Consider the following 16,211-nt stretch of genomic DNA (forward strand, 5'->3'; position numbering starts at 1 on the left):
CACCTCAGTCCAGGTGGGCGTCGATGAAGGTGGGTGTGGCCACGGTGTCCAGCGTCCACACCCCCGAGGCTCCGTTCACCAGGAAGTGGTTCTGCTGGTCATACAACGGCAGGATATGGAATCCCTCCAGGACCCGGGCCTGGGCCTGGGTGTACAACTCCTCGCGCTCGGTCTCGTCGTCGGTGGCCACGGCTCGCTCCAGGAGTGCATCCAGTTCCGGATCATCGACCTGGGCCAGGTTCGCGAAGTAGCCCGAGGGTGCCGGGACCAGGGAGTCGGAGTGGTACAGGATCCGCAGCACGTCCGGGCCGACCTTGGTGTAGGGCGCGGTGACCGCCTCGTAGTCGTGGGCGGCCAGATCGCCGTACCAGGTGGACAGGTCCACCGGGTTCAGGACCACCTCGAAGCCCACTGCGCGGGTGTTGGCCTGGACCTGTTCCAGCAACGACTGTTCGGCGGCCACCGACTGGTTGGTGGAGACCGGGATGCGCACGCTCAGGCGCTGACCGTCGCGGACCCGGTAGCCGTCGTCGTCGAACTCGCTCCACCCGGCCTCGTCCAGCAGCCGTTCGGCGGCCTGGGGGTCGGTGCTGAACAAGGACTCGTCGGCGTAGGCGTAGGGCTCGATCGAGGACAGCGGGGAGAACGCCTGCTCGGCCACACCGGCGTACAGCGTGTCGATGCCCGGACCGACATCGGCGGCGCGGATGAAAGCCTCCCGTACCCGCTCGTCGTCGAAGGGGGCCTGTCCGCCGTTGAGTTCGAGCCGGTTCACCGAGCCCGGACGGGGCGCGTCGATGTGCTGGATGTCCTCGCCCGCCCCGGCGATCGCTTCCGGTTCGGGGTTGTCGATCACGTGCACTTCCCCGGACTGCAACGCTGCGTAACGCGTGGCCGGGTCCGGGATGAACCGCCACGTGAGCTGGTCCAGGTGTGCCACGCCGTCATTGTCGGCCTGGGGCACCCCGGAGGTGTAGTCGGGGTTGCGTACCAGCGTGACGTGCTGCTGGGGCACCCACTCCTGCACGACGAATGGGCCGGTGCCGACCGGCGCGGCGCAGTTGGCGTCCATCCCGCGGTCGATCCCGGCGGGGGATTGCATCGCGTTCCACGGCTGGGTGAGGGACTCCAGTAGCGCCGAGTCGGGCTCGGCCAGGTGGAAGCGGGCGTGATGGTCATCCACCGCCTCCACCCGCTCGACCTTCTCCATCGCCAGGTAGCCGGTGGAAGAGGCCGTGTCGGGGTCCTGTACGTGCTCGACGTTGATCCGGACCGCCTCGGCATCGAAGGGGGTGTCGTCAGTGAAGGTCACACCCTCGGCGAGGGTGAAGTCCCAGGTGAGGCCGTCGTCGCTGACCTCCCAGTCGGTGGCCAGCCAGGGCAGGATGGTGCCGTCGGCGTCCCGGCCCAGCAGCGGCTCCAGGTACTGGGTGCTGATCAGGGCCTGGGGGTAGTTGCCGCCCACGTGGGGGTCCAGGCAGGTGGGTTCGGCGTCCCCGGTGGCATAGATCAGGGTGCCGCCGCCGGCGGCATCCTCGGGTGCGGCCGGGTCCGGGCCGGCCCCGTCCTCGGGCTCGGTGGTGCAGGCAGCGATGGTGAGGACGACGGCGAGGCTCACCGCGGTCAGGGCCGGCCGGCCGCGTACGGGGCGGGGGAGGGTAGGCATGAGTTCCTTCACCGGGTGGGCGCGGCCGCAGGAGGCGACCCGACTTGCTGGATGGAGTCCAACAAGTCTAGGGCCCTCGGGTACTCCCACTGCCCGGCCGTGATGAACCTCACCGCCACCGCGCCCGTCGTGCCGGAGCAGGTGCGCTCACGCGCCACCCGGCAGCGGACCGCGAGCCAGGTCGGAACGGCGGGCCAGGAACGCCTGCGTCGGCCATGCTTGGGCGCCGCCGATCCACACCGAGGTGACCTGGTCGTCGTCGTCCCGCTCGTAGCGCACCTGTTCGCCCACGGGACCGAACCCGGAGGCGTTCTCGATCTGCAGGGAGTTCGCACCGGTGGGGGTGACCTGCAGGTAGGCCTCGGTGGGGTCGGGGTTGCTCGGAGTGAGCAGGTACAACCGGTCGCCGGCGCGGGCCACGTCGGTCACACCCCACAAACTGGCGAACCGTCCGACGTAGCGGTCCAGGTCCACCTCCGGGCCGGGGGCGGGCGCGGGGGCAGGCGGGGGGTTCAGGGCCAACTCGATCAGCCGCACGATGCCAGTGGCCAACGCGTCGGCAGGTCCGTCGATGGCGTTGGTGAGCACGCTGACCACGACCTGATCGGTCGCGTCGATGTAGGTGCGGGTGATCTGACCCGGGTAGCCACCGGCGTGGCCGGTCAGGTCCCGATCGCCCAGCCGGCGCAGGCTCATACCCACCCCGTACCGGGCGGTAGGAGTGCCCGGGCCCTCGATCACCGACTCCAGGCGCTGCATCACGCGTTTGGAGGCATCGGTCAGGAGCGCGTCCGAGCCCAGGAAGTGGGCTGCGCCGTAGGTGGTCACATCCGCAGCCGTGGAGTAGAAGCCGGTTGCCGGACCGAAGGCACGGGAGTCCACGTGGGTAATCGGCTCGCGCTGATCCGACCCGTGCAGCAGCGCGGTGTGGCCGTGGACGAAGTCCGCCGCCCGAGCCGGATCGAACTCCGGGCCGGTGTCGGCCAACCCGAGCCGATCGATCACGTGTTCGCGGACGTAGTCGGCGTAGCCGGTCCCGGAGGCGGCCTCGATCACCAATCCGAGCAGGGAGTAGGAGACGTTGGAGTACTTGAAGTGTTCGTTGCGCTGGTAGGTCAGGGACTCATCGGTGGCCAACCGCAACAGTCCGGCGCGGTCGGGGAAGGGGGTGAGTCGCTGCCAGAATCCCTTGTCCCTGCCGTCGCGGATGATTCCGCCCTGGTGGCCGAGCGCCTCCCGGACGGTGACCGCCGCGATCGGGGCGTCGGCGAGTTCGGGGATGTGCTCGCCCAGGGGGTCGTCCAACCGCAACCGCCCGGCCTCGACCAACTGCATGATCGCGGTGGCGGTGAAGGTCTTGGAATGGGAGGCGATCCGGAACAGGTGACCAGTGGTCAGTTCCTCCCCGGTGCTGGTGTCGGCCACTCCCCATGCGGTGTTGAGCACGATCTCCTCGCCGACCCGCACCGCCGCCTGGATCCCGGGTATCCGGGCGTAGGCGCCCTGGAAGGCCAGCCACTGCTCGAGATAGTGGGCCAGGTCTCGGATGGTCTCGGTTCGGGCGTGCATAGTACTCCTTCGCCGGTAGTGGATTTCGGTGCCGACGCTATCGTCCCCCGCCGTGGCTGACCCGAAAGCCGCGCGGGCAGCCTCGGCGCACCAGTAGCGAGGTCGAACGGGCAGGGTCGCACCGCGCGCGCGGTGCGTCTCGCGCAGTGAGCGTGCGCGGACGCAGGTTGCCGTCCCGGGACTTCTTCGTACGATGGTTCTATGACCCCGCCGCGCCGCTCCGGTCGGCCCAGGGCTTCCTCCTGGGCCGTGCTCGAGGAGGCCGCCGGGGAATTGTTCCTGGAGCGAGGCTACGCGCGCACGTCCGTGGTGGACATCACGCGCCGGGCCGGGGTCTCCCGGAACACCTTCTTCAACTACTTCAGCACCAAATCCGACCTGCTCTGGACCGCCTTCGACTCAACCTTCGGGGAATTGGCGGATGCGCTGGTGCGCACCCGCGGCGCGGACCCGGATGAGGTGGTCCGGCACGCTCTGCTCGAACTCGCTGCGGAGCTTCCTCCGGAGAACGTGGCGCTGGCGTACGGTCAGGCCGAGCCGATGGGACTGGATGAGGAACTGCGCCACGCCGCGTCCTTGCGTGTGGGAACGGTCGGTTCGGTGATTCGCAGGCATGCCGTCGAGGCCGGGGTGGAGAGAGTCCGCGCCGAGGTTGCCGGGACCGCCTACGCCGGAGCGCTCATCGCGGCGATCGGGGCGTGGTCCAGGGCGGGGGCCTCCCGGCACTCACTGCCGGAGATCCTCACCGAGGCCTGGGAGCCACTGGTGGGACTGCTCAGGTCGGCATGACCTCAGGGCCGGAACGGCTGGTTCGCCAGCGGCGCAGCCTCGGCAAGGTCCCGCACTGCCGGGTGGTCGGAGGTCGCCAGCACCTCGCGTAACGGGCCGAACGCCACGAACGAGCCCTCGGCCAGGATGAGCACGTTCGGGCACATCCGCTCCACCAGTTCCAAGTCGTGTGAGAGCAGCAACACCCCGGTGCGCAGTTCGGTGACCAACTCGCCGATCTGCGCGGCCATCTCCAGGCGGGCCGCCGGGTGCACAGCGGTGAGGGGTTCGTCCAGGAACAGGATCTCCGGACGGGTGGCCAGCGCCTTGGCCAGGGCCACCCGCTGACGTTCCCCACCGGAGAGGGTGATCATCGAGCGGCTCTCGAACCTGTTCGGCAGGCCGACCGTGGCGAGCAACTCCTCCACCGAGGTGGCGTGCGTGCGCCCGGCCTTGCGTGCCTCGGCCAGGGCCCCCTTGAGCACCCGGCCGGCGGTGATCTTGGGGTCGGAGATGGTCATCGAGTACTGCGACACCGCCCGCACCGCACCGTTGAACCGTTTCTTGTCCTTGCGGGACAGGCGGTGCACGTTGCGACCGTCCCAGGTGACCTGCCCGGCGTCGGGTCTCAGCGCGCCCAGCAAGGTCTGCACCAGCGTGGTCTTTCCCACTCCGGACGGGCCGACCACCCCCAGCGGGGGAAGTCCCGGTTCGAGTGTCAGATCGACCCCGTTCAGGACCGGCACTCCGGGGTAACTGACGTCCAGGCCGGTGGCGTGCAGGGTTGCGGACACTTCGGGTGGGCTCCTTGGGTGGTGAACGTTTCCTTCCGCATCGTATCCGGCGCGGCCGGCTCGCCCGAGGTGTGCGCTCAGTCCGGGACGGGACCAAGCAGGTGGGTGGCCATCGTCTGGTGGGCCGAGTCTTCCGAGGAGGGATGGAAGATACCGGCCAGCACGTCGCGGTACAGCCGGGACAACTCGTGGCGGCGGAAGTAGGAGGCACCGCCGGCGGCTCGCACGGCGTGTTCCACCACGTCCTTGGCGGCCTGCGTGGTCCGCAACTTCAACGAGGAGAGTTTGGCGAACCACGCCGGACCGTGCTCGACCTGCTCGTCCACATCCCTGGCCAGCGCCAGTAGTTGCGTCCTGGCACCCTCCAGGGCGATTCCGGCCGCCGCGATCCGGCGCCGCGGGTCGGGCAGGTGCGCGAGCCTCGTGCCGTCGTGCTGCATCGAGGTACGGGCGCGCACGGCTTCGATCGCCAGGTCCAGGGCGCGCTGGGCGATCCCGACGTACACCGAGGAGGTGAGGATCTCGAACGAGGAGAAGATCCCGAAGATCAACGGGTCGGGGTTGGGCCCGGGGTCCAGGCGGCGCACCACCCGATCTGCTGCGGCGCGGGCCCCCTCGAGCACGGTGGTGTGGGACTGGGTGGCGCGCATACCCATGGTGTCCCAGTCGTCCTTGGTCTCTACGCCCGAACGGGTGATGAAGGCGTAGACGCTCTTGGGCGCATCGGGGGAGGTGTGATCGCTGCCGAAGGTGCCCAGCCGGGTCCACACCGGTGCCAGGGAGGTGAAGATCTTGGTGCCATGAAAGGTGTAGCCGCCCTCGCCGTCGGGCCGTGCCTCGGTGCGCGAACCGAACAGCACCAGGTCATTGCCAGGCTCGGAGATGCCGAAGGCGAGCACCTCCCCGTCGGCGGCCTCCCGCACCACGAACTCCAGCGCGTCGTCGCCGCGGTCGGCCATCACCCGGGCCACCGCGAGCCAGACGTGGTGCATGTTCACCGCCAACGCGGTGGCGCCCGAGGCCCCGGCCAGGCGCATCTGTTCGCCGACCATCTGGGCCAGGGAGAGGCCCGAGCCGCCCAGGTCCACCGGCACCAGGGAGCGTAAGTAGCCGGCACCGGCGAGCTCGTCGAAGTCCTCGGTGGGGAACTCGTTGCGTTCGTCGGACCCGGCGGCGCGCTCGCGGATCCGCTCCAACAGCTCCTCGGTCAACACGCTCATCGTCCACCTCCGGTTGGGTTCGCCTCGCGTCGAGCCTAATCACCGACCTGTCGTGCCGCCCCCTGCGGGCCTACGGACTCGGGACCCGGCCGGCCGGTCGTACACTAGGGACCAACCCGGCGAACCCGGCGAGGTCCCTCGATCCGACGACGGCGCTGCGCGCCGCCCGGGGGATGCGCCGTCGAACTCGGGCGATTCAGCCCGGCTGGACGGGCGTTCCGTCCGTGCCAGGAGACCGGGTCGTTCGGCCCGGCCCCACAGCCTTCCTACCAGAGCAGTCCGAGGTGAACACAGGTGCCAGCGGTTTCTGACGTCACGCGAACCGGGTCACCGGCCAGGCAGGTTCGGCGATGGCTAGGCGGCCGGCGTGGCTACCTCGCCTTGATCGGCGTGGCATTGGTGGTCGCGGTGACGGTGAGTCTGCTCGCCCTGACCACCACCGGTGAGTTGGTTGCCCAGGCGCTGCTGGACCCCGGGGCCGGCGTGCGGTACGGACTCCCGGTCTCCCGGGCCGTCCATGACATCGCCGCCGCGGTGACGGTCGGTACCGCGGTGCTGGCCGCCTTCGCCCTGCCCGGGAATCCGGACCACCGCGGCGTCTCCGGCTTCCACCAGTGGCGCCTGGCCCGGTGGGGCGCCCTGGCCGCCGGGTGCTGGGCACTGGCCGGATTGGGTCTCCTCGTCCTCACCACCGCCAACACCATCGGTATGTCCCTGACCGACCCGGGGCTGTTCAGCCAGGTGGTCTTCTTCGCCACCGAGTTACAGGCCGGTCGAACCCGGGTGCTCTCGGTGGCCCTGGTGCTGGTGACGGTGGTGCTGCTGGCCTTCCCCAGCCGCATCGCCCGGTTGGGGTGGGCCGGCGGGCTGAGCATCGCGGCATTGCTCCCGCTGGCTCTCTCCGGTCACGCCGCCGGCGCCGATGAACATGCCAACGCCGTCAACAGTCTCGGCGTCCACCTGATCGGGGTGACCATATGGGTCGGAGGGTTGCTTGCGCTGTGCGTGCTGGCGCCGCGCCTGGGCGGGCACCTGCGCCCGGTGACGCGGCGCTACTCCCGGCTGGCCCTGGTGGCGTTCGCCGCGGTGGCGCTATCCGGTGTGGTCAACGGACTGCTGCGGCTGCAGGGCCCGGAGGATCTGTTCGCCCATCCCTACGGCCGGCTGCTGCTGGTCAAGATCGCGGCGCTGGCTGTGCTCGGCGCGGCCGGCTGGGTGCAGCGGCAACGGATCCTCCCCTCCCTGGACGGGCCCACGGGCACGTCCCGGTTCGTGCGTCTGGCGGCCGGTGAGATCGTGGTGATGGCCCTGACGGTGGGGGTCTCGGTGGCACTGTCGGCAAGTGCCCCGCCGGTGCCCCAGGAGCGGGTCACCTACGACGTCCAGCATGCGCTGCTGGGCTTCGCCCCGCCCCCGCCGGTCTCGCCGGTGAACCTTCTCACCCAGGTACAACCGGACTGGATGCTGATCGCCGCGGTCCTGCTCGCCTCGATCCTGTACCTGCGAGGGGTGCGCATCCTGACGCGACGCTCGGTGACCTGGCCGATCCACCGCACGATCTGCTGGCTCCTGGCGATGGTGCTGCTGGTCTTCTCCACCAGCGGCGGGCTGGGCGTGTACGGGCGGCTCCAGTTCAGCACCCACATGCTCCAGCACATGAGCCTGATGATGGTGATCCCGTTGCTGCTGGTCCTCGGGGCGCCGGTGCTGCTGGCGCTGCGGGCGTTGCCGGTGCGGCGCGACGGCTCCCGGGGCGTGCGCGAGTGGCTGTTGGTGATACTGCAGTCCCGGTACGGCCACTTCATTACCCGGCCGGTGGTCGCAGGAGTGATCTTCGCCGGCAGCCTGATCGCCTTCTACTTCACCGGCTGGTTCGAGTGGGCGCTGCGCGATCACGGAGGTCATGTGGTGATGCAGGCGCACTTCTTGCTGACCGGGTACGTGTTCTTCTGGGTGCTGATCGGCGTGGACCCCGGTCCCCGGAAACCGCCGCATCTGATCCGGCTGCTGGTGCTGTTGGTGACGATGGTCTTCCACGCCTTCTTCGGCATCTCGGTGATGGCCCTCAGTTACGTGCTCGCCGAGGACTGGTGGAACCAACTGGGTTTCACCGACACCGAGGCGCTGCTGGCCGACCAGTCCATCGGTGGGGCGATCGCCTGGGGAGCCGGTGAGTTGCCGGTGATCATCGCCGCCCTGGTCCTGGCCGCACAGTGGCTGCGCTCCGATGAGCGTCAGGCCCGCCGACTGGATGAGCGCGCCGCACGGGACGGCGACCGGGAATTGCACGACTACAACGACTACCTGCGCCGATTGCACGCCCAGGACGAGGCGGGTTCCGCGGCTGGTTCTGGCACTGCCACCAGCCGGGCAGCCGATTCGCCGCGCAAAGACGCGGACCGCGCCACGGGCCGTGACTGATGTGACACATGTGAATATTGTGATTGTCGTGAAGATTGAACTCGAAAGAATCGGCGAAATCTCGCTGAAAACGAGCGTGTTGGTGCCGATTGCCCCCTCGGAGTCGTAGTGTCGTCACGGCGCCACCCAGACGGGTTGCGATCAAGATCGATGAGAGGGAACTTACGTGTCCGTCAACCGCACTGACCTCGTAGCTGCAATTGCCGAAAAGTCTGGCCTGAACAAGTCCCAGGCTGACGCCGCCCTGGGTGCCTTCCAGGAGGTTCTGGTGGAGTCCCTGGGCAAGGGTGAGCCCGTCAAGGTCACCGGCCTGCTGAGCGTGGAGCGCGTCGAGCGCGCTGCCCGCACCGGCCGTAACCCCCGCACCGGTGAAGAGATCGAGATCCCCGCCGGATACGGCGTGAAGGTCTCTGCCGGCTCGGTCCTGAAGAAGGCCGTCGCCAAGTGACCCACTCCGCTCGGGTCTGACCCGAGCGGGCCACGAAGGGGCGCGAAGACCGGATCCGTTCTTCGCGCCCCTTCTTTGTCGGCCGGAATCGGTATCGGGGGCGTGGGTGCGCGCTATAGATTGACGCCTATCGATGGGTCGTGTCATGCTGCGCGGTGTTTGATCGATGGTTGTCAATGTGAAGGCAACCGTGCGCTGACAAGAAGGGCTGGACGCGCCATGTCCACGACGACGAACCTGCACGGGCAGGTGTGAGGCGTGCTGCTTGCGCTGGTCATCTTCGCGGTCACCCTTGTCCTGGTGATCTGGCAGCCGAGAGGGTTGGGCATCGGGTGGAGCGCCCTGGGCGGCGCCGTGGTGGCACTGCTGGCCGGGGTGGTCCATCTCAGTGACGTCTCCGTGGTGTGGGGCATCGTGTGGAACGCCACGTTGACCTTCGTCGCCATCATCATCATCTGCTCGATCCTGGACGAGGCGGGCTTCTTCGAGTGGTCTGCTCTGCACGTGGCCCGCTGGGCACGGGGCAGCGGTAGTGCGTTGTTCAACCTCATCGTCGTACTCGGCGCGGCGGTCGCGGCGGTATTCGCCAACGACGGCGCCGCCCTGACCCTGACCCCGATCGTGTTCGGGATGATCATGGCGTTGAAATTCTCGCCGAAGGTCGCCTTCGGGCTGGTGATCGCCACCGGCTTCATCGCCGACACCGCCAGTTTGCCCTTCGTCGTGTCCAACCTGGTCAACATCGTCATTGCCGACTACTTCGGAATCGGCTTCGCTCGGTACGCCCTGGTCATGGTGCCGGTGGCACTCGTTTCGGTCGCCGCGAGCCTGGGGATGCTGCGGTTGTTCTTCCGCAGGAACATTCCGGGTCGGTATGACCCCAGGGCGTTGCGCCGTCCGGTCGAGGCGGTGGGCGATCCGACGACGTTCCGAGCCGGCGTCGTCGTGCTGGTGATCGTGCTGATCGGCTATTTCGCTGCCGATGCCGTCGGCATGCCGGTTGCCGCCGTGGCCGGGCCCGGCGCGTTGGTGCTTGCGCTGATCGCAGCCCGCCGGCCACGGGCGTTGTTCCGCCGGGTCGGTGCCCGGACACGCCCGTGGGGTCAGGACGAGGACCTCAGCGCAGTCCCGGCGACCGATGCCCACGTGCCGGACGCCGGGGCCGAACGGCAGGAGGGGGCGGCGCCGGCCGTGACGGGCCTTGCCGGGTTCGGTCAGGGCGGGGCCGGACGGAGCGGGACGGCGCCGGCCACCTCGGCCGAACCTGCGATCGCGGTGTGGTCGGTGGTGCGGGGCGCCCCGTGGCAGATCGTGCTGTTCAGCCTGGGTATGTACCTGGTGGTCTATGGGCTGCGCAATCAAGGCCTCACCGACCACCTGGGGGAGTTGTTGGCGGCGATAGCCCAGCATGGCGACCTGGCCACGGCCACCGGTACCGGTTTCCTGGTGGCCGGGATGTCGTCGGTGATGAACAACATGCCCACCACCTTGATCGCCGCCCTGGGCATCGAATCGGCCGGGGCTACCGGGCTGACCGAACAGATGATGGTCTACGCGGCCGTGATCGGGGCGGATCTGGGGCCGAAGATCACCCCGATCGGATCCCTGGCGACGCTGCTGTGGTTGTCGGTCCTTGATCGCAAGGGCATGCACATCGGATGGGGAACCTACTTCAAGATCGGGATCGTGCTCACGATCCCGGTACTGGCGGTCACGCTGCTCGCACTTGCCGGGTGGTTGACGATCCTCGGCGCCTGAGGCCCCAGACGGTAAGGCCTTGCCCTCCGGCAGCCCGCCCGGTGTGGCGCGGGTTGACACCGTCCTATTGCTCAATCATCATTGAGTCAATGAGTGCTGAGGAAAGTTCGGTGGAGCGGCGAGCACGGTTGCACGCCGCATTGGCCGACCCAGCACGGCTGCGGATCCTCGACGTGCTGGCCCTGGGCGATGCCTCGCCCTCCGAACTCGCTGAAACCCTGGGTGCGCCGTCGAACCTCGTGGCCCACCATCTCGGTGTGCTGGAGCGTCAAGGGGTGCTCAGCCGGAAGAAGTCCGAGGCCGACCGACGGCGCAGTTACGTCCAGATCGTGCCCGGTTCGTTGGACGATCTCACGCCCTGGGACCATCGCCGGGTCGTGCGGGTGGTGTTCGTGTGCACCCGCAATTCTGCCCGCTCCCACCTCGCCGCCGCACTGTGGCGCGTCGCGAGCAAGGTCCCGGTGATCTCGGCCGGTACCCACCCGGCTGACCGGATTTCCAGCGGGGCCATCGACGTCGCCCGCCGGCACGGTCTGGACCTGCCCTTGGTGCGGCCCCGGCACGTCAGCGACGTGCTGGGGGAGGGTGACCTGCTCATCAGCGTCTGCGACCGGGCCCACGAGGAACTGGCATTGCCCATCGACATCCACTGGTCGGTTCCCGACCCCGTCACGCGCGGGGACGACGGCGCCTTCGACGAAGCGCTCGATGAACTCACGCGCAGGGTCCAGACCCTCGCGCCCCGACTGTCCCCGATTCCCTAGAAGGAGATTCCCAGATGTCTCAGCCTCCCAGCGTCCTGTTCGTCTGCGTCCACAATGCCGGGCGTTCCCAGATGGCTGCGGGTCTACTCACCGCCCTGTCCGCGGGGCGGGTGGAGGTGCGGTCGGCCGGTTCGGCGCCGAAGGACCAGATCAACCCCGTCGCCGTGGAGGCGATGAAGGAACTCGGCATCGACATCTCCGCCAATGAGCCCAAGATCCTCACCCCCGATGCGGTGCAATCCTCCGACGTGGTGGTCACGATGGGCTGCGGGGATGCCTGCCCCTACTTCCCGGGGGTTCGGTACGAGGACTGGGAGTTGGAGGACCCGGCGGGCAAGGACATCGAGACCGTCCGCCGGGTACGTGATGACATCCGGGTCCGGGTCCAAAAACTACTGACGGAGTTGCTGCCTGCGGCGGCAACACGATGACCTCCACGGGCGTCGACGGCGGTGCTCCGCATGAGGCTCACCGCCGGGACGACACAGCCGTCCCGGCGGTGCGGAGCGAGGGCGGGGGGTTGTCGGGACTGCTCCGCCCCGACCGGGTCCTGGGCCGGATCGCGCAAGACCTCGCGGAACGGTTCGGCAGTGTGTTCAGTCCCGAGACGGTCGACCGTTACGTGGTGGAGTCTCACGCCGCACTGGCGCGGACGTCGAGGGTCACCACCCACCTGCCGGCCCTGACGGCACGGTTCGCCGCGGACCGGTTGCATGCCCTGGCCCGGGCCGAGGCAGTGGTGCCGCGCGATGTGCCCGAGGTGCTGTTCGTCTGCGTCCAGAACGCCGGGCGTTCCCAGATGGCGGCCGGTATGCTCAACCGGCGTGCGGCTGGCCGGGTGCGCGTGCGTTCAGCGGGTTCCGCGCCGGAGGAGGCGATCCACCCGAGCGTGGTGGCCGCGATGGCCGAGGTGGGCGTGGACCTCACCACGGAGTTCCCCAAGCCGCTGACCGACGAGGTGGTGCGAGCCGCCGACGTCGTGATCGCGATGGGCTGCGGAGATGCCTGCCCGGTCTATCCGGGCAAGCGATACGAGCACTGGCCCCTGGAGGACCCGGCGGAGGCCACGGTCGAGGAGGCCCGGCGGATCCGGGACGTGGTCGACGCCCATGTGCGCCGACTCATGACCAAACTGCACCTGGAGCCCTGATGGCCTCCGGCCCTGCCGACGTGCCCCCGCCGATCCGGCGCGGCGCCGGGGCTAGGATGGCGTGCCATGACCCCCGCCCCGGCTCGGCGCCCCGCGGATGCCGAGCCGGCACCTGCGGCACTGCAGCCGGCGATGAGCCGCGAGGAGGCGGAGAGCGCGGCCGCCCTGCTGAAGGTCGTCTCCACTCCGACCCGGTTGCAACTGCTGAGCCTGATCCACCACAGCCCAACCGGCGAAGCGTGCGTCACCGACCTCGCTGCGGCTCTGAACTTCCGGCAGCCGACGATCACCTACCACCTCAAGGTCCTCGCCGAGGCCGGGATCATCACACGCACTCCCCGCGGCCGGCGCGTCTGGTGCTCGATCGTCCCGGAGCGGTTGGCTGCCATCGGGGACCTGCTGAGATAGTCCGCTCCGTCAGGAGCAACGGGTGACGTGGTTGCGCGCACGTCGGCTCGCGGTCATGGCCGATCCGGCTCGTGTGCAACTGCTCGACCTCATCCTGAGCCGGTGGGAGGTCACCGCGCTGACGTTGGCCGGCCCGCAGATGGACGTCGCCGAGGCGCAGGCCCATCTGGACGCGATGGCCGGCGTCGGACTGCTCGAGCCCCGTCGGCTCCACGACGGGGTGCGTTCCTACGCCCCGACTGCCGATGCCCTGGCCATGTTCGGCGGGCAGGTACTGGACCGGCGGGAGGACCGGACGGTACGCCCGGCGCCACGCCTGACCGGACTGGTCGAGGCCCTCGCGCGGGACTTCCAGGGGGTCTTCGCCAGGGAAACGATCGAGCAGTTCGTGGTGGACAGTCACGCACTCCTGGCCACCCGGGCCAGCGTCCGGGCCCACCTTCCGGTCCTGACTGCCCGGTTCGCGGCCGATCGTCTGGCCGCACTGGCCCGGGCAGAAGGGCGCACTCGGCGTACGAGCACCGACGTCCTATTCGTCTGCGTGCGCAATGCCGGCCGGTCCCAGATCGCCGCAACCATCCTGCGCAGCCGCGCGGGACCGCACGTGCGGGTGCGGACCGCCGGCTCACTGCCCGGGGCCCGGATCAACCCGCACGTCGCCACGCTGCTGGAACGTCGTGGTCACGCCACCGTCAATGAGTTTCCCAAGCCGCTGACCGATGAGGTGGTCCGCGCCTCCGACTACGTCATCACGATGGGGTGCGGAGACGCCTGTCCGCTGCACCCAGGGCCGACCTACCTGGACTGGCAGGTGCTCGATCCATCCGGCCAGCAGGAGTCCGTCATCGAGGCGATCATCGACGAGGTCACGCACCGTGTCGAAGGCCTGATGCGCACCCTGTCCGGACCCGCGGCACCGGCGGGCACGCGCGGCAAAGCATAGAGGTACGTCGATGTTGTGCCGGAAGTCGGCCCTCGTTCACTCCGAATTCATATAGAGGGGCTTCTATGTGTCTCGACGCCGTGGTTGCAGCCCGGCCACTCACCTCGAGACGAACGGAGGCCCTATGGCGCACCGGCCAGCGCCGACCCCGACCGACCAGCGCCCTGAGATCGACCAGCGGCCTGAGGTCCAGATCGAGTTCGGCCGTGATCACACCCCGGCGAGTCGTGGGCACACGCCGCCAGAAGGGTTCGAGGCACCTGTCTTCGAACTGGATGACGCCTCGGTCAGTTACGGGTCGTTCACGGCCATCAAAGACGTCAATATGACCATCCCGCGGCGCGAGATCACCGCGCTGATCGGGCCCAGCGGCTGCGGGAAATCCACCCTGCTGCGCTCATTCAACCGGATGAACGACCTCATCCCCGGCGCCAGCATCGGTGGATCCTTCCGCTACAACGGCGAGGACATCTACGCCCCCGGCGTCGACCCGGTGGAAGTGCGCCGGCGGATCGGGATGGTCTTCCAGAAGCCGAATCCGTTCCCGAAGTCGATCTACGACAACGTCGCCTTCGGGCCACGCCTGAACGGTCACCGGGGCAGGATGGACGACCTCGTCGAGGAATCGTTGCGCAAGGCGTTCCTGTGGGATGAGGTGAAGGACAAGCTCAAGGACTCCGGGTTCTCCCTGTCCGGGGGTCAGCAACAACGGCTGTGCATCGCCCGCGCGATCGCGGTGAGCCCCGACGTCATCCTCATGGACGAGCCCTGTTCGGCGCTCGACCCGATCGCCACCCTGCGCATCGAGGACCTCATGCGCCAGATGCGCGACGAGTACACGATCGTCATCGTCACGCACAACATGCAGCAGGCGGCCCGAGTCTCGGACCGCACCGCATTCCTCACGGTGGACATCGACGACGAGGCCGGTGAGCGGAGCGGTGCGCTCGTCGAATACGACCTGACCAGCACGATATTCGCCAACGCGTCCGACCAACGGACCGAGGACTACATCACCGGCCGCTTCGGCTGACCGAGGCCACTTCGGCGGACCGACCCACACCCACCCCCAAGGAGACGGAAGACACCATGACCAGCACCACCCTCACAAAGCCACGGGCGTCGTCCGCGGCAGCCATTACCGCACTCGCGCTCGTGCTCGCATCCTGCGCAGGTGGCCAGGGCCCGGCCGACGCCGCCCCGGGCGACGACGCAGAGCCGGCCGAGGAGATCAGCGCCGACAACCCCGACGACGCCGACGACGACTCGGCGAGCGCCGGCCTGAGCGGCGAACTGGAAGGAGCCGGTGCGAGTTTCCCCAACCCGGTCTTCCAGGACTGGGCCTTCGAGTACTCCAGCGAGGTCGAGACCGGGGTGCAGATCAACTATCAGTCGATCGGCTCGGGCGGTGGGATCGAACAGTTCCTGCAGCAGACCATCGACTTCGGTTCCTCCGAGCGCTACCTGCGCGACGAGGACCTCGAGGCCGGGGCCGCGGCACGTGGCTGCGCGGCCATTCAGTTTCCGGTGCTCTTCGGTGCGGTGACGCTCGCATTCGGCGACGACGAGATGGAGGGCCTGGTCCTGGACGCAGAGACGATCGCGGGTATCTTCCAGCGGGAGATTACCCACTACGACGCCCCGGAGATCGCCGAGCTCAACCCCGACCGCGATCTGCCGAACACCGAGATCATCCCGGTACACCGTTCCGACGGCTCCGGGACCACCTCGGTGTTCACCACCTACCTCGAGGACGCCGCACCGAACTGGACGCTCGGTTCGGGCACCGAGGTGCAGTGGCCGGCCGAGACCCTCGGCGGTCAGGGCAACGAGGGCGTCACCGCAGGAATCGAGCAGAACCCCGGTGGCATCGGCTACGTGAACCAGGCTTACGCCATCGTCAACGACCTCGCTACCGCTGCGGTGGTGAACCAAGACGGACATGCGGTTCAGGCCACCCTGGAGGCCACCACTGAGGCTCTCGAGGTGCTGGAGATACCGGACAGCTTCCAGTTCGACATCCTTGGAGTCGGGGGAGAAGGCTTCCCCATCGTCGGCGCCAACTGGATCTTTGCCTGGGAATGCGGGTATGACGACGACACCGCCGAGATGCTCAAGCACTACTGGAACTGGGCCACCCAGGACCAGGTGGCCATCGACCTGGCCCGGGACCTCGCGTACGCGCCGCTCGGCGACGGTCTGCGCCCCCGGGTGCAAGAGGCCATCGACCTCATCAACAGCCAGGAGTAGACCGGGTCGCAGGGCGGGCCGCAGCCACGCCCGCCCTGCCCCCGATCTTCGC

Annotated in this window: 15 protein-coding genes; 11 read left to right on the forward strand and 4 right to left on the reverse strand. The window is 68.7% G+C overall.

Annotated elements, in window-relative coordinates; all coding sequences use genetic code 11:
* Window positions 1-4 precede the first annotated feature (4 nt).
* Together ACO0LU_RS12270 and ACO0LU_RS12275 are read right to left on the reverse strand one after the other, a co-directional pair.
* Complete coding sequence (locus ACO0LU_RS12270) at window positions 5-1,666, reverse strand: ABC transporter substrate-binding protein (protein WP_424791644.1); 1,662 nt, start codon at window positions 1,664-1,666, stop codon at window positions 5-7.
* 147 nt (window positions 1,667-1,813) lie between these two features.
* The gene (locus ACO0LU_RS12275) at window positions 1,814-3,235 is read right to left on the reverse strand and encodes a serine hydrolase domain-containing protein (protein ID WP_424791645.1); all 1,422 of its coding nucleotides are present in this window, start codon (window positions 3,233-3,235) and stop codon (window positions 1,814-1,816) included.
* Between the two features lie 201 nt (window positions 3,236-3,436).
* On the opposite strand from ACO0LU_RS12275, the gene ACO0LU_RS12280 reads away from it, so the two are divergent.
* On the forward strand, window positions 3,437-4,024 hold the full coding sequence (locus ACO0LU_RS12280; protein ID WP_424791646.1) for a TetR/AcrR family transcriptional regulator: 588 nt from the start codon (window positions 3,437-3,439) through the stop codon (window positions 4,022-4,024).
* A 2-nt stretch (window positions 4,025-4,026) separates the two neighbouring features.
* Here the strand turns inward: ACO0LU_RS12280 and ACO0LU_RS12285 are convergent, their stop codons facing one another.
* Entirely contained in the window at window positions 4,027-4,797 is a 771-nt protein-coding gene (locus tag ACO0LU_RS12285; protein WP_424791647.1) for an ABC transporter ATP-binding protein, read from the reverse strand.
* Window positions 4,798-4,874: 77 nt separating this feature from the next.
* Window positions 4,875-6,017 carry an acyl-CoA dehydrogenase family protein gene (locus tag ACO0LU_RS12290; protein ID WP_424791648.1) on the reverse strand — a complete coding sequence of 381 codons (1,143 nt, stop codon included), beginning with the start codon at window positions 6,015-6,017 and terminating at the stop codon, window positions 4,875-4,877.
* Between the two features lie 390 nt (window positions 6,018-6,407).
* On the opposite strand from ACO0LU_RS12290, the gene ACO0LU_RS12295 reads away from it, so the two are divergent.
* The 10 genes from ACO0LU_RS12295 to pstS all read left to right on the forward strand — a co-directional run bounded on the left by ACO0LU_RS12295 (window position 6,408) and on the right by pstS (window position 16,159).
* Complete coding sequence (locus ACO0LU_RS12295) at window positions 6,408-8,438, forward strand: cytochrome c oxidase assembly protein (protein ID WP_424791649.1); 2,031 nt, start codon at window positions 6,408-6,410, stop codon at window positions 8,436-8,438.
* A gap of 166 nt (window positions 8,439-8,604) precedes the next feature.
* A complete protein-coding gene (locus tag ACO0LU_RS12300) occupies window positions 8,605-8,886 on the forward strand; it encodes an HU family DNA-binding protein (protein WP_424788257.1) in 282 nt (93 codons plus the stop codon).
* A gap of 258 nt (window positions 8,887-9,144) precedes the next feature.
* On the forward strand, window positions 9,145-10,644 hold the full coding sequence (locus ACO0LU_RS12305) for an arsenic transporter (protein WP_424791650.1): 1,500 nt from the start codon (window positions 9,145-9,147) through the stop codon (window positions 10,642-10,644).
* Window positions 10,645-10,733: 89 nt separating this feature from the next.
* Entirely contained in the window at window positions 10,734-11,408 is a 675-nt protein-coding gene (locus ACO0LU_RS12310) for a helix-turn-helix domain-containing protein (RefSeq protein WP_424791651.1), read from the forward strand.
* Window positions 11,409-11,422: 14 nt separating this feature from the next.
* Window positions 11,423-11,839, forward strand: coding sequence for an arsenate reductase ArsC (locus ACO0LU_RS12315; protein WP_424791652.1), 417 nt, complete (start codon window positions 11,423-11,425; stop codon window positions 11,837-11,839).
* Window positions 11,836-12,558 (forward strand): arsenate reductase ArsC, encoded by a 723-nt coding sequence (locus tag ACO0LU_RS12320; protein WP_424791653.1) that lies wholly within the window; start codon window positions 11,836-11,838, stop codon window positions 12,556-12,558. The genes ACO0LU_RS12315 and ACO0LU_RS12320 overlap by 4 nt, the downstream gene beginning before the upstream one ends.
* Before the next feature lie 66 nt (window positions 12,559-12,624).
* Window positions 12,625-12,966, forward strand: coding sequence for an ArsR/SmtB family transcription factor (locus ACO0LU_RS12325; protein WP_424791654.1), 342 nt, complete (start codon window positions 12,625-12,627; stop codon window positions 12,964-12,966).
* A gap of 22 nt (window positions 12,967-12,988) precedes the next feature.
* Window positions 12,989-13,909, forward strand: a complete 921-nt coding sequence (locus ACO0LU_RS12330; RefSeq protein WP_424791655.1) for a low molecular weight phosphatase family protein — start codon at window positions 12,989-12,991, stop codon at window positions 13,907-13,909.
* A gap of 124 nt (window positions 13,910-14,033) precedes the next feature.
* Window positions 14,034-14,942, forward strand: a complete 909-nt coding sequence (gene pstB, locus ACO0LU_RS12335) for a phosphate ABC transporter ATP-binding protein PstB (RefSeq protein WP_424791656.1) — start codon at window positions 14,034-14,036, stop codon at window positions 14,940-14,942.
* Window positions 14,943-14,998: 56 nt separating this feature from the next.
* Window positions 14,999-16,159 carry a phosphate ABC transporter substrate-binding protein PstS gene (gene pstS, locus ACO0LU_RS12340; protein WP_424791657.1) on the forward strand — a complete coding sequence of 387 codons (1,161 nt, stop codon included), beginning with the start codon at window positions 14,999-15,001 and terminating at the stop codon, window positions 16,157-16,159.
* Window positions 16,160-16,211 lie beyond the last annotated feature (52 nt).

The organism is Pseudactinotalea sp. Z1748 (assembly GCF_049725185.1).
GTDB lineage: Bacteria > Actinomycetota > Actinomycetes > Actinomycetales > Beutenbergiaceae > CALKWS01.

What these genes read in the sequence shown, in the direction of transcription:
- ACO0LU_RS12270 (WP_424791644.1), bottom strand. Translation starts at nt 1,666, where the DNA reads ATGCCTACCCTCCCCCGCCCCGTACGCGGCCGGCCGGCCCTGACCGCG.
- ACO0LU_RS12275 (WP_424791645.1), bottom strand. Translation starts at nt 3,235, where the DNA reads ATGCACGCCCGAACCGAGACCATCCGAGACCTGGCCCACTATCTCGAG.
- ACO0LU_RS12315 (WP_424791652.1), top strand. Translation starts at nt 11,423, where the DNA reads ATGTCTCAGCCTCCCAGCGTCCTGTTCGTCTGCGTCCACAATGCCGGG.
- ACO0LU_RS12310 (WP_424791651.1), top strand. Translation starts at nt 10,734, where the DNA reads ATGAGTGCTGAGGAAAGTTCGGTGGAGCGGCGAGCACGGTTGCACGCC.
- pstB (WP_424791656.1), top strand. Translation starts at nt 14,034, where the DNA reads ATGGCGCACCGGCCAGCGCCGACCCCGACCGACCAGCGCCCTGAGATC.
- pstS (WP_424791657.1), top strand. Translation starts at nt 14,999, where the DNA reads ATGACCAGCACCACCCTCACAAAGCCACGGGCGTCGTCCGCGGCAGCC.
- ACO0LU_RS12325 (WP_424791654.1), top strand. Translation starts at nt 12,625, where the DNA reads ATGACCCCCGCCCCGGCTCGGCGCCCCGCGGATGCCGAGCCGGCACCT.
- ACO0LU_RS12290 (WP_424791648.1), bottom strand. Translation starts at nt 6,017, where the DNA reads ATGAGCGTGTTGACCGAGGAGCTGTTGGAGCGGATCCGCGAGCGCGCC.
- ACO0LU_RS12280 (WP_424791646.1), top strand. Translation starts at nt 3,437, where the DNA reads ATGACCCCGCCGCGCCGCTCCGGTCGGCCCAGGGCTTCCTCCTGGGCC.
- ACO0LU_RS12320 (WP_424791653.1), top strand. Translation starts at nt 11,836, where the DNA reads ATGACCTCCACGGGCGTCGACGGCGGTGCTCCGCATGAGGCTCACCGC.